The organism is Desulfonatronovibrio magnus, from assembly GCF_000934755.1.
Lineage (GTDB): Bacteria > Desulfobacterota > Desulfovibrionia > Desulfovibrionales > Desulfonatronovibrionaceae > Desulfonatronovibrio > Desulfonatronovibrio magnus.
This window is the reverse complement of the sequence record NZ_KN882177.1, coordinates 128507-154658: the sequence shown is the minus strand read 5'-3', so window position 1 is coordinate 154658 and position 26152 is coordinate 128507. Positions and strand designations below refer to the sequence as shown.

Annotated in this window: 25 protein-coding genes; 7 read left to right on the top strand and 18 right to left on the bottom strand. The window is 47.6% G+C overall.

Annotated elements, in window-relative coordinates:
- The 14 genes from LZ23_RS16915 to LZ23_RS16855 form a co-directional block, all read right to left on the bottom strand.
- On the bottom strand, window positions 1-285 hold a 285-nt coding region (locus LZ23_RS16915; RefSeq protein WP_045216079.1), incomplete at its 3' end, for a HepT-like ribonuclease domain-containing protein.
- The gene (locus tag LZ23_RS16910; RefSeq protein WP_045216078.1) at window positions 278-577 is read right to left on the bottom strand and encodes a nucleotidyltransferase family protein; all 300 of its coding nucleotides are present in this window, start codon (window positions 575-577) and stop codon (window positions 278-280) included. The genes LZ23_RS16910 and LZ23_RS16915, both read right to left, overlap by 8 nt.
- A gap of 54 nt (window positions 578-631) precedes the next feature.
- Window positions 632-3835, bottom strand: coding sequence for a DUF1156 domain-containing protein (locus LZ23_RS16905; protein WP_045216076.1), 3204 nt, complete (start codon window positions 3833-3835; stop codon window positions 632-634).
- A gap of 37 nt (window positions 3836-3872) precedes the next feature.
- Window positions 3873-4484 carry a DUF7680 family protein gene (locus LZ23_RS16900; protein WP_157493302.1) on the bottom strand — a complete coding sequence of 204 codons (612 nt, stop codon included), beginning with the start codon at window positions 4482-4484 and terminating at the stop codon, window positions 3873-3875.
- Window positions 4485-4496: 12 nt separating this feature from the next.
- Window positions 4497-7733, bottom strand: a complete 3237-nt coding sequence (locus tag LZ23_RS16895) for an ATP-binding protein (protein ID WP_045216075.1) — start codon at window positions 7731-7733, stop codon at window positions 4497-4499.
- 201 nt (window positions 7734-7934) lie between these two features.
- Window positions 7935-8063 (bottom strand): thermonuclease family protein, encoded by a 129-nt coding sequence (locus LZ23_RS24260; protein ID WP_157493301.1) that lies wholly within the window; start codon window positions 8061-8063, stop codon window positions 7935-7937.
- A gap of 72 nt (window positions 8064-8135) precedes the next feature.
- Window positions 8136-8717, bottom strand: a complete 582-nt coding sequence (locus LZ23_RS25165; RefSeq protein ID WP_045216073.1) for a Fic family protein — start codon at window positions 8715-8717, stop codon at window positions 8136-8138.
- A 281-nt stretch (window positions 8718-8998) separates the two neighbouring features.
- The gene (locus LZ23_RS16880; RefSeq protein ID WP_045216070.1) at window positions 8999-9421 is read right to left on the bottom strand and encodes a type II toxin-antitoxin system VapC family toxin; all 423 of its coding nucleotides are present in this window, start codon (window positions 9419-9421) and stop codon (window positions 8999-9001) included.
- Entirely contained in the window at window positions 9418-9690 is a 273-nt protein-coding gene (locus tag LZ23_RS16875) for a hypothetical protein (RefSeq protein ID WP_045216069.1), read from the bottom strand. The genes LZ23_RS16880 and LZ23_RS16875 overlap by 4 nt, the downstream gene beginning before the upstream one ends.
- Window positions 9691-9919: 229 nt before the next feature.
- Window positions 9920-13393, bottom strand: coding sequence for a helicase-related protein (locus LZ23_RS16870; protein ID WP_045216067.1), 3474 nt, complete (start codon window positions 13391-13393; stop codon window positions 9920-9922).
- A 118-nt stretch (window positions 13394-13511) separates the two neighbouring features.
- Window positions 13512-13658: a hypothetical protein gene (locus LZ23_RS24250; RefSeq protein WP_157493300.1), complete on the bottom strand. Its 147-nt coding sequence runs from the start codon at window positions 13656-13658 to the stop codon at window positions 13512-13514.
- 411 nt (window positions 13659-14069) lie between these two features.
- Window positions 14070-14366: a hypothetical protein gene (locus LZ23_RS16865; protein ID WP_045216065.1), complete on the bottom strand. Its 297-nt coding sequence runs from the start codon at window positions 14364-14366 to the stop codon at window positions 14070-14072.
- A 121-nt stretch (window positions 14367-14487) separates the two neighbouring features.
- The gene (locus LZ23_RS16860) at window positions 14488-16059 is read right to left on the bottom strand and encodes a PAS domain S-box protein (protein WP_045216064.1); all 1572 of its coding nucleotides are present in this window, start codon (window positions 16057-16059) and stop codon (window positions 14488-14490) included.
- 301 nt (window positions 16060-16360) lie between these two features.
- Window positions 16361-17104, bottom strand: a complete 744-nt coding sequence (locus LZ23_RS16855) for a DEAD/DEAH box helicase family protein (RefSeq protein WP_052507471.1) — start codon at window positions 17102-17104, stop codon at window positions 16361-16363.
- A gap of 285 nt (window positions 17105-17389) precedes the next feature.
- Here LZ23_RS16855 and LZ23_RS16850 point away from each other — a divergent pair, with 285 nt between their 5' ends.
- The 4 genes from LZ23_RS16850 (at window position 17390) to LZ23_RS16835 (ending at window position 19362) form a co-directional block, all read left to right on the top strand.
- Window positions 17390-17785, top strand: a complete 396-nt coding sequence (locus tag LZ23_RS16850; protein ID WP_052507470.1) for a pentapeptide repeat-containing protein — start codon at window positions 17390-17392, stop codon at window positions 17783-17785.
- Between the two features lie 27 nt (window positions 17786-17812).
- Window positions 17813-18259, top strand: coding sequence for an Lcl C-terminal domain-containing protein (locus LZ23_RS16845; RefSeq protein WP_045216062.1), 447 nt, complete (start codon window positions 17813-17815; stop codon window positions 18257-18259).
- Between the two features lie 129 nt (window positions 18260-18388).
- Window positions 18389-18844: an Lcl C-terminal domain-containing protein gene (locus LZ23_RS16840; protein WP_052507469.1), complete on the top strand. Its 456-nt coding sequence runs from the start codon at window positions 18389-18391 to the stop codon at window positions 18842-18844.
- A gap of 74 nt (window positions 18845-18918) precedes the next feature.
- A complete protein-coding gene (locus LZ23_RS16835; protein WP_045216061.1) occupies window positions 18919-19362 on the top strand; it encodes a hypothetical protein in 444 nt (147 codons plus the stop codon).
- Between the two features lie 179 nt (window positions 19363-19541).
- On the opposite strand, the gene LZ23_RS16830 is transcribed toward LZ23_RS16835, so the two are convergent.
- The 3 genes from LZ23_RS16830 to LZ23_RS24245 form a co-directional block, all read right to left on the bottom strand.
- Window positions 19542-20015: a DUF8742 domain-containing protein gene (locus tag LZ23_RS16830; protein ID WP_045216059.1), complete on the bottom strand. Its 474-nt coding sequence runs from the start codon at window positions 20013-20015 to the stop codon at window positions 19542-19544.
- Window positions 20012-22366, bottom strand: coding sequence for a PAS domain S-box protein (locus LZ23_RS22895; protein WP_052507468.1), 2355 nt, complete (start codon window positions 22364-22366; stop codon window positions 20012-20014). The genes LZ23_RS16830 and LZ23_RS22895 overlap by 4 nt, the downstream gene beginning before the upstream one ends.
- 363 nt (window positions 22367-22729) lie before the next feature.
- On the bottom strand, window positions 22730-22906 hold the full coding sequence (locus LZ23_RS24245) for a hypothetical protein (RefSeq protein WP_157493298.1): 177 nt from the start codon (window positions 22904-22906) through the stop codon (window positions 22730-22732).
- 93 nt (window positions 22907-22999) lie between these two features.
- Between LZ23_RS24245 and LZ23_RS23675 the strand changes: the two genes are divergently transcribed.
- The 3 genes from LZ23_RS23675 (at window position 23000) to LZ23_RS16810 (ending at window position 24430) form a co-directional block, all read left to right on the top strand.
- On the top strand, window positions 23000-23293 hold the full coding sequence (locus LZ23_RS23675) for a type II toxin-antitoxin system RelE/ParE family toxin (RefSeq protein ID WP_084591117.1): 294 nt from the start codon (window positions 23000-23002) through the stop codon (window positions 23291-23293).
- Complete coding sequence (locus LZ23_RS16820) at window positions 23259-23621, top strand: HigA family addiction module antitoxin (protein ID WP_045216119.1); 363 nt, start codon at window positions 23259-23261, stop codon at window positions 23619-23621. Before LZ23_RS23675 ends, LZ23_RS16820 begins: the two co-directional genes overlap by 35 nt.
- A 509-nt stretch (window positions 23622-24130) precedes the next feature.
- Complete coding sequence (locus tag LZ23_RS16810; RefSeq protein WP_157493296.1) at window positions 24131-24430, top strand: hypothetical protein; 300 nt, start codon at window positions 24131-24133, stop codon at window positions 24428-24430.
- Window positions 24431-24716: 286 nt separating this feature from the next.
- Here the strand turns inward: LZ23_RS16810 and LZ23_RS16805 are convergent, their stop codons facing one another.
- Complete coding sequence (locus LZ23_RS16805; protein ID WP_045216054.1) at window positions 24717-25793, bottom strand: class I fructose-bisphosphate aldolase; 1077 nt, start codon at window positions 25791-25793, stop codon at window positions 24717-24719.
- Window positions 25794-26152: the final 359 nt, after the last annotated feature.

Sequence of the window (26152 nt, the reverse complement as noted above, 5' to 3'; positions counted from 1 at the left end):
ACATACATACCAAATGATATCAATGTTCACTCCAAAATAGTCGTGAATAAGTTTATCTCTGATGCCAGCCATACTTTTCCAGGGTACATCGCTATAGCGCAAGCGTGTGTCTGTGCTAAGGCTTTTGGTTGCCTCACCAATGATTTCCAGATTGCGTATAACAGCATCCTGGGTTTTATAGTCCCTGGCAAATGAAGAGTAATCTAAGCCGGAAATATAGCTCAATGTCCTTTTGATGGCCTCCTGAATATCCAGAAGATATGCTTTTTCCGACCGCTTAGACATAGGTAGTTTCCTTTTCAATGGAGTCGGCAATTTCAGGCAGTCGAATCTGCTTCACGCCGTCAGATGTAAGTACATCTACTTTCCCCCCCAAAACATCTTCAAGGTACTCGCAAAGCTCCATAAACTTGAATCCAAGTGGAGAATTCAGCTCAACAACAACATCAATATCGCTTGAATCGTCAGCAAGACCTTTGGCATGGGAGCCGAACAGTCCGATTTTGTTAATATTAAACCTGGTCCTTAAGTAAGGTTTTTGTTCCCTGAGCACAGTCAGCAGGTGTTCTCTTTCCATTATAAACCTCCTCGGAGCAAAGGAAAATGCCCTTTAGTTTCAAGCTTGATATTGCTACTTGAGTCCAAAAATAATCCCCTGGGCTTCCTTTTGCAAGGATTCATCCGGAATTTCAGCCGCCCATACGTCCAACAGGTCAAGAATGAGCTGCTGCTTATCCGCGGCATGGTTGTCCAGATAAGCCCTGGCCACAGGGATATCTCCTTCCCGGTAGGCCATGATCACACCATAGAGAATATCCCACTCTGACTGGGGAAATTCCAGCCTTCTGGGATGACGTTCTTCTGGTGCTGCAAGCCTCAGCTTTGATCCCTTGCGCACCAATGGTGCGTGATAACCTGTCTCACTCTGCTTAGAGCTTCGTTTACGAGAAACATTTCCTGCCTGAGAGTTATAGCCGATAAAACGACCATCAGGGTTATATCCGCCGGTCTTACTTTCTATTGCAATGTTCAGGGATTTGGAAATGTTCAGCACTTCATCAAAAGGAATTTCCCCGAGCCTGAATATGCCAAACAGGGTGAGGGCCATGGATGCCTCTGGAGAAAGGTCTGAAACTTTGAGACGGCCATTGGTCAATCTCTGGATCTGGTTTTCGGATACAACACGGCTGGCTTCATTCATGGCCCGGATGGGACCAACTTCTTCTTCGCCGTCAATAACCGGCCATTGTTCGGACAGTACTCTCAAGGCCCGACCATAAGAAGCCACCATCTCATCCACTGGGTTGAGCTTGAGAACCTGAAACTCCTTTAAGCCATCCTCTACTGCCTGCTGAATTCTCTGCTGCACTCCGCTGCCTCCAAAACCACTCCACAGGGCTGGTTCGTGTGATTCCTCAGTTCTTTTGCGGCAGGAAATAAAGATTGAGCTGGCGGCCCCGGCTTTTTCCATCAGGTGCATGGAATGGCTGCTTTCTGAATCCACAGGAACAGTGGCAGTAATGGTCCATCCACTTGAGATCAAAGATTTGGTCAAAGCCTCCCATGCATCCTGACTTTTATGGGTAAACATGAGGGTCATTATAGCCTCTGGTTTCAATACCCTATGACATTCTCTAAAAATATCCGCCATAAACTGCTCGTAAGCCTTATGAGCTGGCTTGGTTCCGCCATCACGGTCCGGATTGGCGACGGCTTCATTCTGTTTGTCTGTTAGCCGCCTTTTGAAATAATCAGGATAAAGATCACCCAGGGTCCTTTTCTGCCAGACATAAAAATAATCCGAAAGCTCAGCATACTGGACATTGTTGTAATATGGCGGGTCCATGCAGACCAGGTCAACGGAATTGTCAGGAACAAAAGGCATATGAGCTGCTGTGCCGCAGTTGATGGTCAGTTGTGGCGATGCAGCGGTTTCTGGCATTAGTTGTGCCATACCCTTATATGCGTCATAGATTTGGGAAAGGCACCAGGCAAAACCTGAATGAGGTCCAGAGAATATCATCTCTCCAAAAGTCCATTTCAATGAAAAGTCATGACGTGCAAATATATGTTTAACTATACTCCTCGTAGTCTCCCAAGTTGAAAGAGCTGTATTATAATCTAACCCCTTATCTATGGCGAACTGCAGGTAAGTAATCACAGCCCGGCCTTTGTCCTGCCCCAGCTTGTCAATGATCTCAGGCTTGAGCCGGTTCAATTCCTCCATTAGATACAAGTGCCCTAATAACTGACGGGGAGTGAACATGTCGCACCAGCGTGGCATACCATAATTAACCGGCCGCATGTCATTTCCTTGAGGGAATGCTTCCGTGGGAATGAGTCCCTGGTCTTCCCAGCGGTCCCAGTTTTCCTTGAGCCTGTTTTCTGCTTCTTTGATGGCTGCCAGATCCTGTTCATTGGGAGGTCTGAAAAAGCGGATTTTTTCAGTTTTGATCTCACCTTTCTTTGCTCCGCTTTTATACCTGAGAGGCTGGCCGTTCTTGTCCAGCCTGGGCTGAAACCTGACAGCCACCACGCAGTACAAACGGTCTTTCCATCTGTCCAAATCAGACTCACCCCTGGCCTGGGATTTTATCTCTTCTGCACTGATGGCCTGTCTGCAATGTACGCAGGTCCCGACGGCCCTGGTCACACTTGCAAAACCTGGATCTTCCCCTGCCGGACCTTTTCCCTTGGTGGCACGATAAGTTTCAAATCTCACTTTTCCGTTTTGCTGCCTGCCGTTGGGAATAATCTTTACTCCCCACTGTTTTCCGTCCTCCTTGCTCAGCCAGCAGGTATTGAGCAGGGGTGCCTCACCGTGACAATTGGGGCAGGTCACCTGGCGGCAGTAGAGGTATGTGGTCGTATCTTCTGTATTGAACTGAGGCACAACTTCAGGGCATTTATGCAGCACTTCTTTCAGAACGTGCATCTCAGAGTTGGGAAGAATGTGCTTGGCAGGAAATAAATCTTCAAGCTTATTGTTCAGAGAATCAAAAAGTATTTGCCCCCAATGCTCTAAGTGGCTAAGCAATGATGTTCCAAAGCGAGCCGGGTAATCCAATGTTGAATTCAGAATAACCGCAGCTACAGGGTTTAACTCGTTGGCAATGACATTATGCCCCAGACGTAATGATTCAAATGGAATTGACCCACCCCCTGATGTTGGATCAAGTACAGTATACTTACCGGAGGATGGGATTGGATCATTTTTGTAGGCACGATCATATCCATAAAGATTTGGCACACGAATACCTAAGCCCCCAGAAATATTCATCAGCTCTTTAAACCAGGATGGATCTGCAGCTCTTTTGTCTACCTTAAGCCTTTCACCTATCTCGGGCCATGGTTCAGGTATAGGCTTAGACTCCTCCTGCCACCTGCCGAGGATAGAGTTGTTTGCCAGATGACTATTCTTTAATCGAAGATCCTCAACAACCTTCTGATTATTAAATCTATCCTTGTTTTCCTTATCCAGCCAGCCAAGCACTGTCTGATCTATCTCAAGCACCTCCTGCCCGTCATCCAGCATCTGCACCCTGTCCAGGAGCTTGCCGGTCAGGGTCCATTCCACACCATTGATCTCCACGACTTTCTTTTCAATGCCAAGTTGTCGCAGGAACCAGTCAGGATCAGTATCAGCAGGCAAAAGAGACGCAAGCACGGCTGCCCGGGAAGGGGTCAGAGGACGCCTGGCCCACCACACGTGCAGATAGTATAAAGGTGGAAGCGCTGAGCTTGCCCCCCTTTCCCGCTGGGTTTCTGCCCCTACCTGGTGGCAGGGAAAGCCTGCTTCTATCAGGCGAAGGTCGTCTTTCCATGATTCAGCCATTCATGTGCTCCTTTTTGCCAAATATTCTGCCGGCAGGTTATCGCAAATCGCCAAGCATGGCTTCAATGTTTGGATCTCTGGGTTGTCCTGCGAGCATGATCTTCATCCCGGCCATGGCCCACCTGTTGGCGGCATCCCCAAAACTGGACATCCTTGAATACCAGTAGCCTGCTTCCTCCATGGTGAAGCGATCCGCCCGCCTGGCAATCAGTTCTACCCTGTCCATCTCTTTGATCCGTTCCTGCAGCTTGAAAATCAGGGCCATTTTATAACCGGCCTCATCATCTAAGGGGAGATTGCCGCGAAAGTCTATCCTTGAACCGTTCAGAAACTGCTGCAACTCCATGGGAATGTCCCGGTTGTTTTTTACTCTGGCCAGAATGGTCTTAAAAACCGGAATGCATCGCTTCTGAGAAGGACCATAAATCAGCCCCCTCTCCAATAAAATGGACCTGGGAGCCTTGAGGTCAGCAAGGTCTGTTCTCTGCTCAGGGTGAATACGCTGCTTAATGATGAAGAGTGGAACAGGTTTATCCTTATGCTCGGTTATCCTGAGCACCCAGGGGGCTTTAGAAACTTGAGAGCACACTTTTTTGTCATAATACATCTGCAGCTGTATATTTTTATCTCTGGGCACTTTTTGTTTCACAATGGCTCCGGACTATTTTTTAGTTTGTTTGACAGCCTTGACAAACTCGCAGTCTTCTTCAGGGTTGTTTATCTCCAGGTAGCACTCTGTATTGCCAGTTGCTTCGGCCAGTCCGTCAATGGTTTCAAAAAGCTCTGCCAGATCTTTGATTGAATCCGGCCCGGTGTTTTCAATGGCAATGCGCAAAGTACCGCCTGAAGGCAGTTTGAGCCCGCTAATGTCAAGCATGTCAATGCTGGTTTTAGCTCCACGCTGATACATAGACCCTATCCGGCGCAAAAGAGGCATAATCACCTCTGCCCCGTCCCTGCCCATAAGCCTGATGGTCCTGTCTTCGGGCTGAAGAAGTCCTTCTTCAGCAGCCTTGGCAGGAGTCATGATGCAGTCGCCTGGGTCCGGCATATATATCGCAGCAGAGCCGCTTCCGATCAAGTCTGTATCCTGCTCAGAGCCAACTGGCTGTTTTACAGCATATAACCTGTTGTCCCTGATAAGAATTTTGACCGCTTCCAGAACATCCTTTTCAGGTATATCTCCATACTTCTCATTAATTTTTGCATGGAGATTTGCAATTTTTTCTTTCGGGTTACTTTGGATTTCTTCCTGGACATAGCTCTGAATCTTTCTGGGGTCCGGTCCAGCAGTATGGCTCCACTGACGCTGTCTTGCCCCTTCCATGGTAATTAGAGAATATCCGCTGCCCATGTTCAGGTCCAAAGGGACATCTCCTTCTTCCTTGCTGTAAAATTCTTCCGGAAAAGTACTATCAGCGCTTCCCATACGAAACATGCACCAAGTGCCCTTGCTCACTCCGGCTCTGACAAGCTGATCCAGTAACTCCGGCGACTCCAGCACCGGCCAGCTGCGTATTGCCTTGAAATTATCACGCAATTTTTCCAGCTCTGCCACATCATTCTGAGAAAAGAATAGTTTTTTCAGGTTGGTCAGGCCGGAAAGGTCAGCATGACTGGTGGTAACCAGCTCTCCATTATCAAGGAGGGTTTTTCTAATCTGCTCAATTACAGCAGTACCGCCTTCTGCGCCAGAAGACTTGATTTCTCTGCTGACAATCTGTCCACTGGCTGAAGGATACCAGAGATGGCGAAAACTGTCCGCTACAGACGATGCAAAGGAATTTTCCCGCTCCTGGTGACGGGAGGTATGTTCGTCTGCATTAAGTTTGTGAGGGGTTATGCCGTGATTCTGGGGGTTTTTCTTGAGCTCACGCCAGGCCAGAACTGTTCTGGCCATGTCTTTGAGCTTGTTCAGTTTTTCAACTGCTTTTGCTGTGGACGATGGTAGCTGGTAGCCTGGACCTCTTGTGCCTGGACTGACTGTTACTGTATCAGGGACAAGCAGAAATATATGATTCTGTTCTATTCTTGGCCTGTTCTGCCCGGCAGTGGTGATAAAGGGTTCAACCTCAATGGTTCCTGCATCAAGGGATATCAGGGCAATGGTTGGGACTCCCTTTTTGTCCGGGATGTCTTCCGGGGCTGAAACATCAGGGACAATATTAAACTTTGATATATCCGAACTGATTACCTTTCTGGCCGAAGCTGCCAGAAGTGAGTCAACCGCTTCCACAGAAAGACCTCTGCGCAATCTTGCCAGGGCAATATTCACTGACGGGTCCAGGCTGGCGTAATAACGTCCCTGGTTGAACCTCAAGTAATAGGCGCTGTTGTCTATCTCTTTCAAAGCTGCGGCAACCTGGGGAGGAGTCAGACCTGGAAAGCTGACCTCAAAGAGGGCATCCTGAGTGGCCAGGCCGAAAATACGCGAACCAACCCCCTGATCTCTGCCCACCAGGCTGTGCAGAAATACAGTCTTCCAGGTATATTCATACATAGGCCACTTTTCAGGGTGTGGGTTTTTCTGGTCCGCAATCTCTGCATTGCTCTTGCCGCCGGTAAGGGCGTCAGTATCTGCACCACCAACATCAGCGTTAAGGACAGTAAGAAGATCACTGCTGCCGGAACGACCGACTACCTCGCTCACTGTGCGCGCATCCCGAAGGTCAAGGTGACAGGTATGAATCATGGGAACCTTTACCTGGCGCTGCCAAAGCCTGCGAACAGCAAGAGAGAGAATACGCAGCACCCCTCTGGTGCCCTGAAAGTTTTCATAGGTGGCCAGCTTATTGTTCAGAAAGTCTATAAAGGCGGGGTGAAATGGATAATGAGAAACAAGACGGTCCTGAAAGTCTTCACGGGTCGATTCATCAGGAAGAAGAGATGAACTTTTCCGGTACATTTCCATGTAAAGGGAGGCTGTCTCTTTTGCAGCAGCTTCGTCTATGCTGGCAAAAAGTCTTCTGGAAAGGACTCGCGAAATCTCAGCAGCCTGGACAGGTACAACTGGAACTGCATCTCTGGAGACAACACTGGCAATCCCCTTTACTGCCTGCTGACCAATTTCCAGGGCTTCATCCTGATTTATTTCCTGGCCGGTTACGCTGTTCAAAAGATCAGTCAAAACCCCTGTGGATATGGCAAATGCATCGGTGGCACTGGCCAGGGTGAGTACAATGGAAATGCCCGTGTTTGTCCTGGCATATTCGTGCAGGCTCATCAAAAATGCTGCAAGCTGTTCACTTCCGTCTGGTCTTGCTGCTGAAAGCCTGGCCGCATACTGAGCCAGCTCATCTATCATAATCAAAGCTTTTTTGCCGGAAAAAATTGTGTCAAAATAGTTTTTCCCCGGTGCGGAGTAGGATGCGGCATCACTCTCAACAGCCATATATAAATCCTCACCCCCTAACTGATAAGCGATTTCTCCCCATAATGTATAAGGAATGAGTTTTGCGCCCTGGGGTTTATGCACTGGGAGTTCATTTCCGGCCACCCCTGCCACATGGATCTCTCCTTTTTCCGGGAGGAGATTCTCATCAAGTATGTCTCCAACATAAGGAGAAATTTCTTTGCCTTTATACCCGATATGGGTGCAGGCAATGAGGGTATGACTCTTACCACCACCAAAAGCGGTCTCCAGTCTATGAATTGCTGGTACTGTCAAGTCTCCGGCAATGCGGGAAAAAACCTCGCTTAACACTGTTTTAAGACCGTCAGTAACATAAGTGCCATGACTGAAAAACTGCTCTGCATCAGTGTATATAGGATGCACCCCCTGTTTATTCTCCTGATAGAACCTGATTACTTCAGGCAGGGAGGCAGTAAAGATTTCCGGGTTGAATGTACCGGCAATCAGGTCTTCTCTGGGCTGACAACTGTCAATGATGTACTGCATTACACTTTCTCCGGTCATTAGGTTGGTATGACTTTCCGAGACAGAAAAATATCTTGCTTAACTGGCTGTTAAGGCTCTGGTCTGCATATCTGTATTCTGGGGGGAATTCAATGAAAAAACATGCCTGATTTTAGCGTGGGTAAAGCTTGAGATTGATGCCAATTTTGGTCAGGGTAATGCTGCTTCCGAGTATAGGTTTGTCTAAGCAGCAAAGATCAACTCCCGAACAAACTCGGTAGCTTTGTCTCCAAATGGCTGATCTGCCTCAGGGGCGTCAATGCCGTAGAGCCTGACCTTTACCTGTATGAGTTTCTTTGGGGCTTTGATCATGTCCAGAATTCCAGATAGATAGCTTAATGGTTAATCTTTTTGTGAAGGTGAACGAAACACTGTTCCCGGAAGTTACTTAAGCTTGTTAAGTTCATCATAGCCCCTTGATGTCAAACGATATTTTTGAGTAGGGCTGTTAGGGGAGCCGGACTGTGTCATTTCAATAACTCCCACTTTTAACGCCGGCTTTATATACGAATCTCTGAAATGAATACGGTCTTTCAGTTCCAATGCATCCTGCAGCTCCTGCCGGTTTATCTCCCCTTTCAACACCTGCAGCAGCTTTTTTACTTGAGGGGTTACTTGCAGGCCTGCTTGAGGGGTTGCTTGTTGGGGTACTTGCTGGATTATTCGCTGTGCCCCTGACTGTGCCCCTGACTGTGCCCCTGACTGGGCCCCTGACTGGGCCCCTGACTGGGCCCCTGACTGGGCCCCTGACTGGGCCCCTGACTGGGCCCCTGACTGGGCCCCTGACTGGGCCTCCGACTGGGCCTCCGACTGGGCCCCAGCAGTGTCTGCCTTAAAACCCTGTTGCTGTTTATTCAGATCAGCACCAAACTCCGGCACTTTAATTATTATTCTGAATACATCACCCTCAATCATCTGAGGATCTTCCCCTCCGTAGGTCTTGCCGTACTTCATCATGTTGCGCATGCCGGAACCCAGTTCATCAGCCCTGTGGATTTCCCGGAAAAAGGCTCCGATCTGAATCTAAATTCCGGCCTTCGCCGGAATGACGTTGAAGAATATCAATTTGTTTTAACCGTCACCCCGAATCCCGAGTCAGGGTCCAGAACAAGTTCTGATCAGGGGTCCAGCTTTTCTCTCGTTTTCAGGCTGGAACCTGGGGACAAGAACAAATAAGATTAAAACAATAACAATTTGAATTTACTTCCAATATGCCTGTTGCTACATAAGTAAGCATGAAATAAAAATTAACTATGAGCCAGTAATAAATTCCGAAAAGGATGCTGATTTTTCCACCTGTAAGTGTGAAAATCCCGTTCATCTGTACTTACAATGCGACCCTCGCCGCTCTCTTCGGCCAGCAGCACAAGTGAAGCATCTGCCAAATCCATGGGCAAGTCCCTGAATTGGTGCATCAAGGTATTTAACCGAGTAAAGTGAGACGCTTGCATGACAAATATTCCCACACCCTGTGCCTCTAATGTCTGCATCCAGGACAGAGTCTTTGCGACTCCGATACGCCCAAACATGAGATGAACACATTCCACCAGCACTGGCCATGTAGTCATCAAAGCTTCGTGGTTGTGACGAAAAAAATCACAACATCGGTTATGATAGGCATCACGACGATCAATTAAGGCCAGCCATGCCCCTGTATCCACAATAATCATGATTTGTCTCCACACTTATTTGAAAAATCCAATCTGGTTTTGTAAGTCTGGGACAGTTGTGCGTCACTGGCAATGCACCCCACAAAGCCAATCTGTTCCAACTCCTGAAACAAAGAAGAGCCAGAAGAGGCAGTTGGGGAAGAATCACTTTTCTTTGTTACGGGTAAGCCATGACGATTTTTTACAAACTGAATAAAATCCCATACTTCTTTTTGCATGTTTGGGGGCAGATTCCTAATTTCATTGTGGAGATCAATTTCAGTATTCATGATACTCACCTCATTTTACAATTTAAGATTCTTACATCAAGATTTTCTTGCAAAAAGCCAGACATAAACACATTCAGCAACAAGCATCTCCATAAGTCTTTGTTTTTCCTGCCTGACACATTAAATACCAAAGCGTAGCGCATTTGACTGTGGACACCTCCCAGAATCCTGAATCCTGAATCTTGCGACTGAAAAAATAATTTTTCCAGTTAAATCGAACAGATACTTTTCACTTCAGCAATTCCCGAACGTCATAATTGACACTGGCAACACCCCAGTCCGGTTCCACACTGAATGGATTCTGAACGTAATACGGACCTTCGACCTGATCATCCTCATCCACAAACACAATGGCCAGGATGAACTTGTCCTGCTGGTTCAGGGCGTACATGATTTCATTGCGGGTGACAGTAATGGTGGTCTGCCCTTTTGCCCGGCCTTTGACTTCAATATGGCGATCAGGTGCTCCCTGTTTGTACGAAGAGATGTCCCAGCCGCATTTGTCCATGGATACATCTCTGGTAGTATAACCCCGGGCATGTTCAGCCTCAAAAACAGCCTGCATGGCCAGCTGCTCAATGCGGCTGCGCCGGACAGGGTCCTGGCTGAAGGTTGAAGCCTGTTCACCTTTTCTCAGGGCCAGGAGGCCTGCCGGAACAATCAGGGCCCCGCCCAGAACTACAGGAGGACTGGAAATTACTTTGCGCCTGGCCTGTAGTTCCTTAGTGCGATGCTCCAGCCTTGAGCGCAGCTCTTCTGCCATCCGCCTGGCATTTTCCGGCTGCATTCTGGGCTGATTGCCTGCTTCCATGGCATCTCGCAAATGGAAATACCTATCCTGCCAATAATTGATTTCTTTGACCAGTCTTTCGTGGACAGCGTTCAGGGTTTTGTCCACCTGGGTCTCCCGCCTCTGCCTGACCTCTTCAAAATGCTCGGGAACCAGCCTGGCAGCAGCAAAAGCCATGGCCTGATCTTCAAGGGACTTGCACAACCAGTGCTGCTCCATAATATCTTTGATAAGTACCCGGTCCTCAGGCTTAAGGGGTTCGAGATCAAGGTGGGGTGCCCATCCAGCCAGGGCAACACGGCCATGGGCATCAATGGATACAAACTGAATCCTGCGGGAACAGACAGAGCGCTCATTACGGGCATAGCTGCTTTCACGGACCGAGTGATCAATCATAATCAATACTCGTGGATCTGCGCCTGAGTCGGCAGGATCAACAAAGATTGTTCCCTGCTTGAGTTTATTACGGTGACTTTCCAGCACAATATCTGTGACCGAGTTCATCAGGGGGTGGCCGGGATGAACCAGACTGGCCATGGGCTTGCCGTAAAGACTGACATGGTCACGCTCAAAACAAATGCGCTGGTATTTTTTCAGGACAGGATCTCTGCTTCCAATGATCCGGTCACGTTGGCGGATGGCAGCAGGAACATGAGGAATCTCATAACGTCCGGCTTCTCTTTGACGCAGATCGCCGTTGAGACTTTTAAAGGCTTCCATGAAAAAAGCGCGGATAAAATAAGGCTGAAGTTTTCTGGCTTCCGCCTTTTCCATTTCTTCCTTGACTGCAAACAGTCTTTCCTGACTCATTATTTCTTCAGCCAGGGCACTGCGGTTCATAATCTCTTTTAGGTGCTCAGTATTCAGCACACCCTCAACCTGTTTTTCCAGCCTGGCTCTGACTTCAGGATCGTCACCATAGCGAATAGCCTCAATGAGCATATCTTTTAGAGCTCTGCCTTCAAAGACTTCACCCAGAATATCAAAGACCCGGCCTCCCAGGGCCTCGCGCTCAACTTCAAGCTTGTCAAAGAGGCGGGAAAACACATCCCCTTCTCTGGTGTCCATGGCCACCATGTTCCAGAGATGGCAGACTTCGGTCTGGCCTATTCTGTGAATGCGTCCAAAACGCTGCTCAATGCGGTTGGGATTCCAGGGCAGGTCATAGTTGACCATGAGATTGGCATTCTGCAGGTTTACGCCTTCACCGGCTGCATCTGTGGCCAGAAGAACCAGAGTATCCTGGTCAAAGCGAAACATCTCCTGGATTTTGCGGCGCTGGTCCCGGCCTACTCCTCCATGAATACAGGCCAGGCAACCTGGATCTCCAATTAGGGCAGTGATCCTCTGGTGCAGGTAGTTGAGGGTGTCCTTATGTTCAGTAAAAATGATGAGCTTGCGTCTGTTCCCCTGGGCATCAAACATAAGCTCACTGTCCTGCAGAATAGAGGACAGCTCCTCCCACTTCCTGTCCTGACCGGACAGGACAACATTTCTGGCTTTGGATTCAAGGTCTTTGAGGATATGAATTTCACTCAGAAGCTCTTCAATGGTCTGGGCAGTGGTAGCCTGGTCCACAAGCTTGTCTGTAAACTCTTCATATTCAGTGTCAGAAAGCTGGTCTTCAATGTCATCCAGTTCTTCAGAAGTGTAAGGCTCCAGGGTTTCAGCAATGTAGTCACCACGCTGCTGCATCTTCTCTTCTTCCACCCGCCTTTCCAGACGCTTTCGCCTGCGCTTGAGGGACTGATATATGGCCTCGGGTGAAGATGCCAGGCGGCGCTGAAGAATGGTCAGGGCAAAGCCGATATTGCCTTTGCGTCTGTTGTCTAAGGCGTCAGCCTTGTTCATTTCATTTTTGACGTAATCAGTAACAGCTGTATACAGGTCTGCTTCTATGTCAGACAGGGTATAACCGGCAGTATAGGCCCTGCGTTCCGGAAACAGAGGTGTTCCGTCAAACTTGAGCAGGTCCTCCTTGACCATGCGCCGCATCATGTCATCAACATCAACCTTGTGTGCTCCGTCCCTGAACTTGCCGTAAAACCGGTCACCATCCAGCAAGGACATGAACAGTTGAAAATCCTCTTCCTTACCGTTGTGGGGTGTGGCAGTCATAAGCAGAAAATGTCTGGCCCTGGTGGAAAGAAGTTCACCCAGCTGGAATCTTTTGGTCTTTTTGACCTGGTTGCCAAAGTATGAAGCAGAGAGTTTATGGGCCTCATCCACAATAATCAGATCCCAGCTGGATGTCTTGAGCTTCTCCCGGAGTTCTTCATTTCTGGACAGCTGATCCATCCTGGCAATGAGGTGGTCATGATCGTCAAACGGATTTCCGGAATGAGAGGTATCAAGCATATCCTTAGTGAAAATATTAAAGGTCAAGCCGAATTTTTCCAGGAGCTCATCCTGCCATTGTTCAACCAGACCTCCGGGGCAGACAATCATTATGCGCTGGGCATCGCTGCGCATGATAAGCTCCCGGATAAACAGACCGGCCATAATGGTTTTGCCGGCCCCAGGGTCATCAGCCAGGACATAACGCAAAGGCTGTCTTGGAAGCATGGCCTCATACACTGCTGTGATCTGGTGGGGCAAAGGGTCCACATTTGAAGTGTGAACAGCCATCATGGGATCAAAGAGATGGGCAAGGGTGATGCGCTGGGCTTCCACGGCAAGCTTGAACTCTTCGGCTGGAGCGTCAAAACCCCACGGACATTCCGACTCAGCCAGGGAAATGGCCGGCTCATCATTGCGGAACAGCATCCGCTCACTCAGCCTGCCTTCACTATCCTTGTAATAAAGAGTGACTGCATGCTCACCGAGCTTTTCCACAGATACAACCCGGACAATCTTGCCGGATTCCACTCCGGCCAGAATCTGATTGGTGGTGATGTTTTCGAGTTTGATCATCTTGGCGGCGGGTTTGGGTTGGAAATGATTCGGTCACTGCCGGAGATTTTATCTTGTAGCTTTTTCCCATATCCTCATTCCAGAATGAATTCAATATAAAAAAGCCTGACTAAAGCATTCATTTAGGTTCTGTATACACAGATGCTATGTGATGCTGGACCAGGACAGCATCGCCCTGGCCTACATCAATGGCAGTGATGGATATCTTGGCGTGGAGAGTGATGGGGAAAAGTAAGATGAGAAGGTAGTAAAATAGCTTTTTCATAATGCCTTTAATGCAGGCTCAGGGGTGCTGCGTTTCAATCCCTATTCGACAAACATCAACACAATAACTCAAGCCTTTCAAAGTCGGGCATAACCTCAGAGGCAGGTTTCAGGCATTGGAGAAGGACGGTATGATCAGTCCCAAACCCTTTATAGTCGGGCAAACCCTCAGACAACATAGCGAACAAATATCTCGAATTCATTTCATCAGTCTCAAACCCTTTATAGTCGGGCAGGCCTTAAGACAACAGCAAAAGAGGATATAATCAATGCAGAAAAAAGTCTCAAACCCTTTAAGTTCGGGCAGGTCTTAAGACTCTACCTCTCGCAACCCTTATCTGGCAAAGTCTCTCAGACCAATTTCCGTATATCCCCCTCAGCCCAAAATCAAGGAAAAATTCTATAGTAGAGTTTACTTAAGATTTGCATCATAACTCTCTGGTATTTGTACTCTCACATACTGACCATCCCTGATCTCAATCTTCCCCTGGGCCAGCAGCTTGCGGACTGACGGCCTCATCCTCTTGTTGGGAGCGTCTAACTGGAGACGGAGGAGCTGGTCGTAGGTCCTGAGTAATGCTTTGGCCTTCTTCTGCTGGTGCAATGGCAGTGACCACATGTTACTGACGTTGATCTGGCCGTCGGGAGTCAGAGAAAGGTCCAGATAAAGTGAGTAAAGGAACTGAAGCGGGTCAAAGGGTGTGTGCATAAATCTTTAGCCAGTACATAAAAACTTTATGATGATAGCTTTCTTGGTCCCTGCCAGGTATAAGAAATCTCATATTTGTTTCTGGGTAAAATAATACCTCTTTTCTATTACTTCCATCGCCTCATACTGCTGTTGCTTTACTGCGAGCGCACCACGTAATATCCTGCATCTGCAACATATACCCTTCATCAATACTCAGACCAAGCGGAGTAATCCTAACTTCAAGGCAAGCAAATCCAATGCGTGATGAATTCCATTGAAACAATTCCTTGAGATGTTGAAAATCCAAGGTCTGGTGAACAGTGATGGTCATCCCTTTGTTTAAGCGCTGTCTATTTGACTCTTTTATGGTCAAATGCTGCAATAGCTGATACCCCTTCATAGCCTCCCCATCCTTGAACCCAAACAACTCTTGGCATGCAGGGTTGGAGTCCAGGATACCTCCATGCTTATCAAGAATTGAGATGGCTATGGGAGATTTTTTGTACACAGCATGGTACTTTTCATTGCTGGCTTTCAGCTCATTTTGAATTTGTTTGAGTTCAGTGACATCCTCCCCTATGGACTGAAACTCCATAAGCCCGCCTTGAGCATTGAATATGGCTCTCTCTGTCCAGCGTTGCCAGCGAATATCCCCATCCGGGGTTATTACTTCATGCTCATGCGATATCACTGGATCTTCAGGGGTAAGTGAGGCCAGGTTTGCTAAAAAAGATTTATGATGAGATTCAGGAATCAGGCTAAGGAACGATTTGCCAAGCAGTTCTTCTCGAGATCTGTTAAAATACTGGCAGTAAAGGTCATTAACATAAGTCAGTTTGCAACCGGGAAGGAATCTGCAAAGCATTGCTGGAGAATCTTCTACAATGGCTTTATATCTGGCCTGGCTTGCATGCATTCTATCCAGTGCATTTCTCATGTCGGTAACATCCCTGCCAATACATAAAACTTCAACCACTTCCCCCTTAGCATCTGTAATCGCTTTATTGGTCCAGGCGATCCATACTCTTGTGCCGCATGCCAGCATATTTTCATTTTCATTGTTGGAGTACTTCTCAGGATTCTTTCCAATTTCCTGAATTAAACGATCAAGCTTGACCCCCTTAACATCTACCTCTGGCACAATAGTTCCTACGACATTCCTGCCTATGATTTGCTCTGCCTTATACCCGAAAAAGGATTGAGCATACTCATTGAAGTAGATCACGTTCCCCTGCGAATCCATACGAAGAAAAATACTGTTGGCATTATCAACCAGTTCTTTATATCTGGCTTCATTAACTTTAAGTTCCTCTTCTGCCTGCTTTGCCCTGTCAATGCTGGTAATGAAACCAATATAGTATGTATCATCTTGATCTTCTTTCTGAATAACCCGTACATTGATGGAGGCCCAGAAAGCTGTCCCGGTCTTGTTTTTCAATCGGCATTCATAATTGTGGATAGCTCCTTGACTGTTCAAGATATCGATTAAAGCTGTTCTGTCATCAGGGTTAGCATATAGTTGAGAGATATGACTCACGCCACTAAGCGCCTCCTGAGGGGTGTCATATCCAAACATTCGAGCAGCATATGGATTAGCAGACAGCACCCTTCCGTCAGGAGTAGACATGAAAATACCTATAGGGGCTTCAATGAACATAACTTCAGAATCGTGAAAAATTCCTGTGTGATTTTTTACTGGAAAATTAACCATATATTGCTCCCGCTTAAGAGGTGAAAGAAAAGCTGATTGAAAGAATATGGGCCCTAAAGCAAATCAAGCGTATTTCTAAACCATCATTGTAGATGAGCTTTGGAGATAAAGAGCAAACGGCGAGAGCTGCAGGCTAAGAACAAGCATAAATTATATGGAAAGCTTTCGACTGATTTAGATAACACAAATCCTTTAAACTTCTACTATCAAAAATTTATAATATAATCAACAAAATTTATATTTTATACTATCAAGGTTCCTGGAGCTCCGGAACAGCCGAACCTTCAGGTTGCTTAAGTCTTTACGCAGCCTTCTTCAAGCCATCAAGGTAGTTAGTGAACTTCTGGAACAACTGCTTATCATCTTTGCACCTCTGCAGATTGTAGTGCTGTTCATCAAGCTGCTCTTGGGTTAAGTCCCTGACACCGTGTCCGTACTTACCAGCGAGATAGACCTCATACTCAGGGATCTTGCTTCCCAGGCCAAGCTTGCGCAAAGAGTTGAAAAGGTCCACAACAGTAGAACTGCGCTTGGCTGGAATGTCTGTCTCCTTCTGTGCTGGGAAGGGCTCGGGCTTGCGAGTGACAGGCTCACCTTGGCCATTGCCATCATCAGGGGTGGTCCCGTTAAGCCAGGACTTCAAGGTCTCGCCGGTATCAATCCCCGGTGTGAAGTAACTGCCATCAAAGAGGGACGTGCGATCCTTGGTGGCCGTGGCAATGTGACCATCCACTGATAGCTCCAATACGGCTGTGAACTCATACTCTAAGCCGTCACGCTGCACCGGAGCCAGGCCGATCTTGACTGGACGGGTCTTACCAGTACGTTCATCCTTCACAACTTCCCAGGCAGTCTTGCTGCGGATGGTAGCGATGATGTGCATTGGAGCACCCAGCATGGCATCCACCAGGGCATTATGCTTGGGACTGGCCTCACGCCAGGCTGCAAAGTTATTCTTCAGAGCCTGTGACGCTTTGTCCACGTAGGCTTGTCTCCGTGTATCCTCAACCAGTCCAATCAAAGCATCCTGACCAAATGCAGCCACGACTGCCTACACCACAGGGCTGGCCATTAGAAACACCTTGATATTTCCTTCCAAAGATGATTATTATTCAGTAAAGGGCATAGCCATCTACACTACTCACACAGCTGAACAGCCTGAACCGCTCATAAGCCTCACTGCCAACCACTGCCAACCAAGTTGGCACCAACTTGCAGCTGAATATGTCTGCTTCTTTTTGCAACATACTGATATTTAATATATTTATTGTTTGGTATAGATAGTGTCTTGCATATGAAAAACATCAACACTCAACCAAGGAGGGTCATTATGAAAAAGTGGAGTGTGAAGGTTTTTGGAATCGCGGCAGTGGGAGTACTGGTTTGCCTGCTGGGCATGGATCAGGCCGGAGCGTGGAATCAGGCAGATCTGGATAAGCTGCTGGAGACTGGTTTTTGCAGGGAATGTAACCTGGCCAGAGCCAACCTGAGAGAGGCCAGACTGGTCTCCGCCCACGTGCAAGAGTCTAATCTTGGGGGGGCCGACCTGTCAGGGGCCAACCTGTCCGAAGCCGATCTGCCTGGAGCCGATCTGAGCGGGGCTGATCTGAGCGGAGCTGATCTGAGCGGGGCTGATCTGAATATGGCCTGGTGGACGGACGGCAGGCGATGCGATTATGGGTCAATTGGTCGCTGCAAGTGCAGGCTGGAGGGGTTGGGGTTATAGATCTGCCAACTACACAGGAGAATAAGCATGCTAAGAATTACCAGAATGACAATTGTGACGATAACTTTCATGCTCTGCCTTACCTGCTTGCTCCTTTCAAGCACGGCCTTTGCGGAGAGGTGCGTGGATAACGGTGACGGAACCGTCACCGACAATGGCACCGGCCTGATGTGGCAGAAGGATACTGCTGGTCCCATGAACTGGAACCAAGCTATGCGCTACGCTTCCGGCCTATCCCTGGGAGGACATTCTGACTGGTGGCTACCCAAAAAGCATGAATTACAGGGACTGTATCATTCGCCATGTAAAAACATGATGGACGTTGAGAGCGGTTGGGGAGGTTTCTACTGGTCCTCTTCTACTGGTGTTCCCAATGCAGTCAGCGCATGGCGCTTTAATTTCAACGGTGGCGCCCTCTACGTCGAGCATAAGTCCAATACCTACTATGTACGCTCCAAACGTTCGGCACAATAAGGGTGGTTCGATAATCCAGAAATGCGGCCTTTTGCCAAGATGGGGTTGCAGCTGATGACAGCTCCATTAAGCCGGAATAGAGGATTGAAACGTTTACCATGTAATTACACTCAACCACGGAGGAACGTCATGAGGAAAATGCGGATAAAGATTTTCACAACAGCGGCACTGACCTTGATGCTCTGCTTGACCGGACTGGTCATGACCAGCGAAGCCCAGGCCCAGAGATTCGTAGACAATGGGAACGGGACAGTGACGGATACGATGACTAACCTGATGTGGACCAAGGATGCCGATCCGTTCGGCAGATTGAACTGGGAGGACGCCATGTCCAGGTGCGAGTCTTTCAGTATCTCCGGTATTGGCGGCTGGCGACTGCCGAGCAGGGATGAGCTTGTGGCTTTATCCCATGCACTTAAAGGCGGACATCCCTTTACCGGGGTCCAGTCGTCCAACTACTGGTCCAGTACGTCCAGCGCGGGCTACCCGGACGACGCGTGGTTCGTGGACATGTACTACGGCGACGTGGTCTACAGCTACAAGCCCTACGCCTACCACGTGTGGCCCGTCCGCGCCGGACAGTGAGGTGATTTGGAGCTTGCCTGGAATATTTGGTTGCTCAACACTTTTACACTGACTTCACCACAAGGGGGTTCGAAATGAAAAAACTATTCCTGACCACCTTCCTGGCCTTGGGTCTGCTGTTCATGGCAACGCCCAATCTTCATGCCGCCACCGGAACCTACATCGACTGCATCTACGGCTGCCCAAATCTGATCGACTGCTCAGGTGTCATTGCGAGCGAGTCTTCGAGCGCGGCAATCCTTGTTGCGAGCGAAGCGAAGCAATCTCGTGCTAAGGCTATTACATCTTTTCTTTGTAGCTCCAGCCACTTTTTGAAGAAGCGGCTGAAGCCGCAAGAACAAAACGTTCCCAGGCTGGAGCCTGGGAACGAGGGGTGTAAGTTACTCGCAGGTTCGGTACCGGGCCGCCCGGGTGAGAAGCTTAAAAATGGCTTAATTGTCGTTGAACACTTAATCTCGGCGCTGGTCCTGATCAGGCCGATTCTGGCATATCTTTTCATCATCCCTATCTTTCTCTGAACCTTCAGAGCTTCCAAAGTTTCAGCCGCCTTTGAGCCCGCACATGGGCAGGATTTTGACAAAGGCGTACATGAGTCCGGCCAGGGTCAAAAGGATTATAATCAGTACGATTGCAGTTGTCATGGCATCTAACCTCAATGATAAAAATTAATCATCATCAAACTCTGCATTCTGAAAATTCAGGGTGGCGCAGTTTTCCCGAACAGACCTTTCAGTATGTTCATCAAATCCAGCCCGGCCATGATGGTTTTACCTGCGCCTGGATCATCAGCCAGCACGTAACGTAAGGGCTGCCTGGGAAGCATGGACTCATAAGCAGCAGTGATCTGGTGGGGCAAAGGGTCAACATTAGAAGTGTGAACAGCCATCATGGGATCAAAGAGATGGGCAAGGGTGATGCGCTGGGCTTCCACGGCAAGCTTGAACTCTTCTGCCGGTGCATCAAATCCCCACGGACATTCCGACTCAGCCAGGGAAATGGCTGGCTCATCATTGCGGAACAGCATCCGCTCACTCAGCCTGCCTTCACTATCCTTGTAATAAAGAGTGACTGCATGCTCACCGAGTTTTTCCACAGATACAACTCTTACGATCTTGCCGGATTCCACTCCGGCCAGCATCTGGTTGGTGGTGATGTTTTCGAGTTTGATCATCTTGGCGGCGGGCTTGGGTTGGAAATGATTCGGTCAACTGTTCCCTGACTGCTCTTCTTGATCTTTTCAAGAGCTGAGTTCAGAGCATCAATGGTCACCGGCTTGGCCAGGTAGTCATCCATCCCAGCTTCAAGGAACTTTTCCCGGTCTCCTGCCATGGCATAGGCAGTCATGGCAATGATGGGAATATCTTTCTTCTGACCAAGATCCTTCCATGAGCGGATAGCCCTGGTCGCCTCAAGTCCATCCATGACAGGCATCTGGATATCCATGAGAATTAAATCAAAATCCTGTTCCTGGAGCAGATCCAGAACTTTCTGTCCATTTTCAGCAACAGTGACTGAGTTTCCTGACTTTTCAAGAGTTCTACAAGTGACAAACTGATTGTCCGGATCATCTTCTGCCAGCAGGATGCGCAAAGCATGTTCTTTTCCATCCACAGGTTTGACGGTATCTTCAGTACAAAATTTTTCAGCATCAGGCAGTTTAAACGAAAGAGTTACCTGTATGCTGGTCCCTTTTCCCTCAGTGCTGGACACATTAATCTCTCCATTCATCAAATCTACCAGCCTTTTGACAATAGCCAGGCCCAAACCTGCACCCTGATAAGGGCGCGTATATGACTCTTCAGCCTGAAAAAATGGAGAGAACAGATCTTTAAGCTTGTCCTCGGCAATACCGATTCCAGTGTCTGAAACAGTGAACAAGACCTTACAGATGTTTTCAGCACCTGATGTCAACGGTGCAATTGTCAGTTGCACCTTGCCACGATCAGTGAATTTCAGAGCATTACCAACCAGATTGAAAAGAACCTGACGAACCCTGTGAGGATCACCCAGCACTCGGACTGGAAGGCTATGATCCATATTTGATTCCAGCAGGATATTCTTGTCTCTGGCAGTAATTTTGAATAGTTCCAGTACAGAAGTCTCTATCTCCTTGAGGCAGAACTCTTCTTCATGAATGCTCATCTTACCGGCCTCAAACCTGGACAGATCAAGGATATCTGAAAGAAGTCTGGTCAGGCGATGAGCTGCATTTATGGACAGTTCTAAATATTCCCTCTGCTCTTGATTCAAGTGAGTCATTAGCAGCAACTGCAGCATGCCCATAATACCGTTGATGGGAGTACGAATCTCATGACTCATATTAGCCAGGAATGCGCTTTTGGCCCGGTTGGCGGCCTCTGCCTGCTCCTTGGCTATGAGCAGGGCTTGTTCATCTTGTTTACGTTCAGTAATAACCTCAGTATAAACTATTATGCCACCTATGGATTCATCCTTCTCATACCATGGTCGACATTCCCAGCGAGTCCATTCCACTGTGCCGTCTTCCCGGTAATACGGATCATCTTCAGCACTGAGTACTTCTCCTTTTAGAGCCTTCTGATGAACCTCCCTCCATTTTTGGGGCAAATCCGGGAATACCTCATAATGGTGCTTGCCAATAATCTCTTCTTCCTTGACATTAAATTCATCAAGGTATCGCTGACTGACAAAGATATAGTTCAAGTCCCGGTCATGAACGGCAACAGCACTTCTTGTATGCTCAACAATATAGCGCAAAAGATCCCGGTAATGGCTAAACGTATCTTCAGCCTTCTTAAACTCTGTGATGTCACGGCTGATTCCAAAAAGACCCACAACCTCTGAGTTATTTTCATCATATACCGGCCATTTATTTGTTAACACCCAGCCAAGTTTACCGCTTTCATCAAAAAATGGATTTACCTTGTTTAAAACCGGAATCCCTTCCCTAAAAACCTGTTCTTCCTCGTCATAGTAAATGCGGGCGGTTTCTTTTGGGAAAATTTCAAAATCATCCTTGCCCACAAGATCTCTCCAGTCATTGCAGCCGACAATATTGGCCATGGCCTGACTGCAGAATCGAATACGCCTGTCCCGATCCTTAAAGTAAAGAAAGTCCGTGGTATTCTCCAGCATGAGTAAAAAGTCGCTACTAAAAGCACTCAGAGTATTCTTATCCTGTCTGTACTCAGCTATGTAGGTTACTACACCCTGATACTCTATGCTTTCGTTGTTTTCATCCTGCACAATACGTAAATTAAGAAGCACCTTGAACTGGCTTCCATCTCGACTACGCAACACGCACTCACGACTGAAGGGTTGCATTTCATGATTACGCCTGACAGTAAAATTTTCTATGTCTTGCAAATCAGTAAAAGTCTCAGAAAAAATGTCTGTGACAGATCCTATCATTTCTTCTGGAGAGGCATAACCCAACATTTGCGCAAAAGACTTGTTGGCATACATACAGCGCCCATCAGAACGTGAGATAAAAAAACCGTTTGAAGCATTTTCAATGAAATCCTGAAAATCTGGTTGTTTCATTCTACTTATCCTGCCTGGTTTTGGTAATGCAACATGACCATGTCAGCCCATTGACTGCACCATGAACTATGCAACAACCTCAAGTAAAAGGGGATATTTTGACAGCATTGTATCACAAGAAAAAACTGATTGAAAAGGAAGGCAAAATGATAAAAAGGCAACCAGATTAGCTCTACGGGGTTCACTTTCCTTCCTGTATTGCGGGTGGATGGTTGGGCTGACAACTTACATAAGACTGGGTTTGTGATGGAAATCTATCTCTCCTATTCAGGTTTTCAAAAATCCATAATTCAGTCAACAAAAATTTATATTTTATACAATCGAGGTTTCTGGAGGCCCGGAACAGCCAAACCTCCAGTATCTCTAAAGTTTTTTTTGAACCTCGATTATGGTCTCAGCTTTCTTCAGTTCTTTTTTAAGCCTGGCATTTTCCAGTTCAAGTTCCCGGATACGCTTTTGTTCTTGCTTGTTCTTTGATTCTTTTGGACCACGTTTTCCGGATAACCCTTGAAAGGCTGCCGGAAAACTTGAATCGACCAATTCTTGTGTTCCCTGCTTAGCATATCATTTACTTCTGACACCAACTGGAATAATGCCTTGACGTCTATAATGGGCATCGTTATAATGTAATGCATGATAAGGACCTTTAAATCTATCGGAGCTGAGGATATTTTTGATGGAGTGGCATCTCAAGCAGCTCGAAGATGCTGTCCCCAATCAATTTGGCCTATTGCCCGTCGGAAACTGGATCAAATCAACAGAGTTCGAGCGGTCAGTGAACTTAATGTTCCTCCTGGAAATCGACTGGAGCGTTTGAAAGGTGACCGGGAGAATCAATATAGTATTAGCATCAATCAACAGTATAGAATATGCTTTATATGGGAGGAAGGTCATGCCTACGAGATCGAAATCACAGATTACCACTGAAGCAGGGAGGCGGTTGCCTAAGAATCGTCCTCCGACGCATCCCGGGGAGATGCTTCTCGAGGAATTCATCAAGCCGCTTGACCTTACCCAAACTGAACTGGCGCGACATCTAAGCGTTTCTTACCCTCGCCTGAACGAAATTATTAATGGCAGACGTTCAGTAACCCCGGATACTGCCTTGAGATTATCCCGTGTTCTGGGCATGTCTGCTGATTTCTGGCTGGGTCTGCAACAGGATTGGGACCTCTGGCATGCCATGAACAGCCCTGAAGCAAAACAAATTAATCGTCTGAAACCAATCCTCAAAAACCAACATTCTTTTGCATAGCCTTTTTCAGTACTTGATATATATTTTGATATCACTCGATAGCTGTAGGTGAGAGTAATGTTAGTTCAGGTCTCCGGCTATGTACCATCAGGAGCCATTTATGTTACTCGGAAGACTGGCAAATAAAGGCTTGACAATTCAGGCAGGTTTGGACTTCTGCCAGAATATGAACGTAGTCTTGACTCCATGTATCTTTAGCCGGGCCACTCAAAGCATCCTGTCCAAATGCAGCCACGACTGCCTTCACCTCCACTCCAGCCACAATAAATATCTTGTAACTTCCCCCCAAGGCAGTGTATTGTCCAGCTAAGGATAGAACTCTGTACGCGCCAAGCGTTCGGCTCAGTGAGCTAATTCGATACTTTGGAAATTTGGCCTTTGGGCCCGATGGGGTTGCAGCTGATATTTGTGGACAATTGGAACGGGACAGTGACGGACACTGTGACGGGGCTGATGTCGACTGTTCAAGGATAATTATTCAGCCCAGCATTCGGGCTTGGGGAGGGGTTATGAAAAAAACATTCACACTATTTTTGCTGGCATCAGGTCTGCCGCTGCTTTTGGGAGCACAGCCAGCCATGACCATTATGCCTTATGATGGAAGAGCCCTTGTGGCTGAACGCTGCACTACATGCCACAACCTGGATCGAATTGAACGTAGTTTCGGCCAGGACTTGGCCTTCTGGGAAAAAACTGTGGACCGGATGCTGGGTAAATGGAACATGCTCAGCGATGCAGAACGGGCAGCCGTTTTAGCTTATCTGATTGATCCTTACGAAGCAACCGAATCTGAAATAATACATTCCTGAATATGTCCTGGCCCCAACAAATCAAGCCTACACTGCCTCAGACATTACCCGAGGCTGGGTTTCCTTCAGGGCATTAAATATCCCGTCTATCACATTATCCTTCCCGGCAAATAAACCATCAGGGCCGCCAGTATGGCGAAGTCTATAAGGATTACCGCGCTCGCCCCAGTTGAATGGACGTTTAAAAATATTTTTTTTTGAGGTTCGGGCGAAGCCGGTATTAGATCTGAATCCGCAAAACTTTATTGGGAATCCATATCACGAATTCAGATCTTTAAGTCCTGCATCAGGCCAGTGTTATCTTGTCATTTAGATAAACATCCTGAATATAATTCAAAATCTTAACTCCTTCGCTCATGGGTCTCTGGAAGGCCTTACGCCCGCTTATCAGCCCCATGCCTCCAGCCCTCTTATTAATAACCGCAGTACGCACAGCATCAGCGAAGTCGTTTTTGCCGGATGCGCCTCCGGAATTGATGAGCCCGGCCCTGCCCATATAACAGTTTGCCACCTGATACCGGGTCAGATCTATGGGATGATCTGTAGCTAATTCACTGTAAATTCTCTCATCTAATTTGCCATAAGAGGAATCGCCCGTATTCAAGGCCTTGTATCCGCCATTCACCTCAGGAAGCTTCTGCTTGATGATGTCTGCCTGAAGGGTGACCCCGAGATGGTTGGCCTGTCCGGTGAGATCAGCTGCAACATGATAGTCCACCCCACCTGTTTTAAAAGCACTGTTTCGCATATAACACCACAAAATCGTAGCCATACCAACCTCGTGGGCATAGGAAAAGGCCCGGGCCACCTCCACAATCTGACGGTCTGAATTCTGGGATCCAAAATAGATGGTAGCACCCACAGCAGCAGCACCCATATCGCAGGCCTGATCAATTGTTCCAAACATTATCTGGTCAAAGGTGTTGGGATAGGTCAAAAGTTCGTTGTGGTTTATTTTTACTACAAAGGGAATCCTGTGCGCATACCTGCGCGCCACCGAACCCAGCACGCCAAAGGTAGATGCTACGGCGTTACATCCACCTTCCATGGCCAGTTTTACAATATTCTCTGGATCAAAGTATGCGGGGTTCTTAGCAAATGAGGCACCCCCGGAATGTTCAACTCCCTGATCCACAGGAAGAATTGACAGGTATCCTGTATCTTTGAGACGACCATGGCTGAAAAGCCGCTCAAGGTTTACCAATACTCGATTGTTTCTATTAGATTCGGAGTAAACACGGTCTACAAAATCCCACCCTGGAGCACTAAGCTGTTCTCGGGCAATTGTCCGGCATTTATGCTCAAGCAGATAATCTGCATCCTCTCCCAGCATTTCAAGCAGTTCATCGTGACTATTTCTCATAAAACCATTCTCCTTTGGCAAGTCCTAACGTCCCTGCCTGTTTAATTTTAAATTGTTGTCCGGACATTTTTTCCTTTCAGGTAATTCAATTGTGCAGGAAATCCTTCGGATTTGTTTCTTGGCGCAGGCAGGGTTGAAGCGGAAAGTCTAACAGGGCATGAGGGCATGGTGCCCCCATGCCGGCTAAAAAATTGGCACAATGTATACATTCATAAGCTCTTCACCCGGGCGGCCCGGGAACGAACGTGTGAGTAACTTACACCACTCGTTCCCAGGCTCCAGCCTGGGGACGTCTTGTTCTTGCGGCTCCAGCCGCTTCTTTGAAATGTGGCTTAAGCCACAAAAAAAGAGGTAATAGC

Coding starts and splice junctions, on each gene's coding strand:
- LZ23_RS16910 (WP_045216078.1), bottom strand. CDS start 577: ATGGAAAGAGAACACCTGCTGACTGTGCTCAGGGAACAAAAACCTTAC.
- LZ23_RS16905 (WP_045216076.1), bottom strand. CDS start 3,835: ATGGCTGAATCATGGAAAGACGACCTTCGCCTGATAGAAGCAGGCTTT.
- LZ23_RS16895 (WP_045216075.1), bottom strand. CDS start 7,733: ATGCAGTACATCATTGACAGTTGTCAGCCCAGAGAAGACCTGATTGCC.
- LZ23_RS24260 (WP_157493301.1), bottom strand. CDS start 8,063: ATGATCAAAGCCCCAAAGAAACTCATACAGGTAAAGGTCAGGCTCTAC.
- LZ23_RS25165 (WP_045216073.1), bottom strand. CDS start 8,717: ATGCGCAACATGATGAAGTACGGCAAGACCTACGGAGGGGAAGATCCT.
- LZ23_RS16880 (WP_045216070.1), bottom strand. CDS start 9,421: ATGATTATTGTGGATACAGGGGCATGGCTGGCCTTAATTGATCGTCGT.
- LZ23_RS16875 (WP_045216069.1), bottom strand. CDS start 9,690: ATGAATACTGAAATTGATCTCCACAATGAAATTAGGAATCTGCCCCCA.
- LZ23_RS16870 (WP_045216067.1), bottom strand. CDS start 13,393: ATGATCAAACTCGAAAACATCACCACCAATCAGATTCTGGCCGGAGTG.
- LZ23_RS24250 (WP_157493300.1), bottom strand. CDS start 13,658: ATGAAAAAGCTATTTTACTACCTTCTCATCTTACTTTTCCCCATCACT.
- LZ23_RS16865 (WP_045216065.1), bottom strand. CDS start 14,366: ATGCACACACCCTTTGACCCGCTTCAGTTCCTTTACTCACTTTATCTG.
- LZ23_RS16860 (WP_045216064.1), bottom strand. CDS start 16,059: ATGGTTAATTTTCCAGTAAAAAATCACACAGGAATTTTTCACGATTCT.
- LZ23_RS16850 (WP_052507470.1), top strand. CDS start 17,390: ATGAAAAAGTGGAGTGTGAAGGTTTTTGGAATCGCGGCAGTGGGAGTA.
- LZ23_RS16845 (WP_045216062.1), top strand. CDS start 17,813: ATGCTAAGAATTACCAGAATGACAATTGTGACGATAACTTTCATGCTC.
- LZ23_RS16840 (WP_052507469.1), top strand. CDS start 18,389: ATGAGGAAAATGCGGATAAAGATTTTCACAACAGCGGCACTGACCTTG.
- LZ23_RS16835 (WP_045216061.1), top strand. CDS start 18,919: ATGAAAAAACTATTCCTGACCACCTTCCTGGCCTTGGGTCTGCTGTTC.
- LZ23_RS16830 (WP_045216059.1), bottom strand. CDS start 20,015: ATGATCAAACTCGAAAACATCACCACCAACCAGATGCTGGCCGGAGTG.
- LZ23_RS22895 (WP_052507468.1), bottom strand. CDS start 22,366: ATGAAACAACCAGATTTTCAGGATTTCATTGAAAATGCTTCAAACGGT.
- LZ23_RS23675 (WP_084591117.1), top strand. CDS start 23,000: ATGATAAGGACCTTTAAATCTATCGGAGCTGAGGATATTTTTGATGGA.
- LZ23_RS16820 (WP_045216119.1), top strand. CDS start 23,259: ATGCCTACGAGATCGAAATCACAGATTACCACTGAAGCAGGGAGGCGG.
- LZ23_RS16810 (WP_157493296.1), top strand. CDS start 24,131: ATGAAAAAAACATTCACACTATTTTTGCTGGCATCAGGTCTGCCGCTG.
- LZ23_RS16805 (WP_045216054.1), bottom strand. CDS start 25,793: ATGAGAAATAGTCACGATGAACTGCTTGAAATGCTGGGAGAGGATGCA.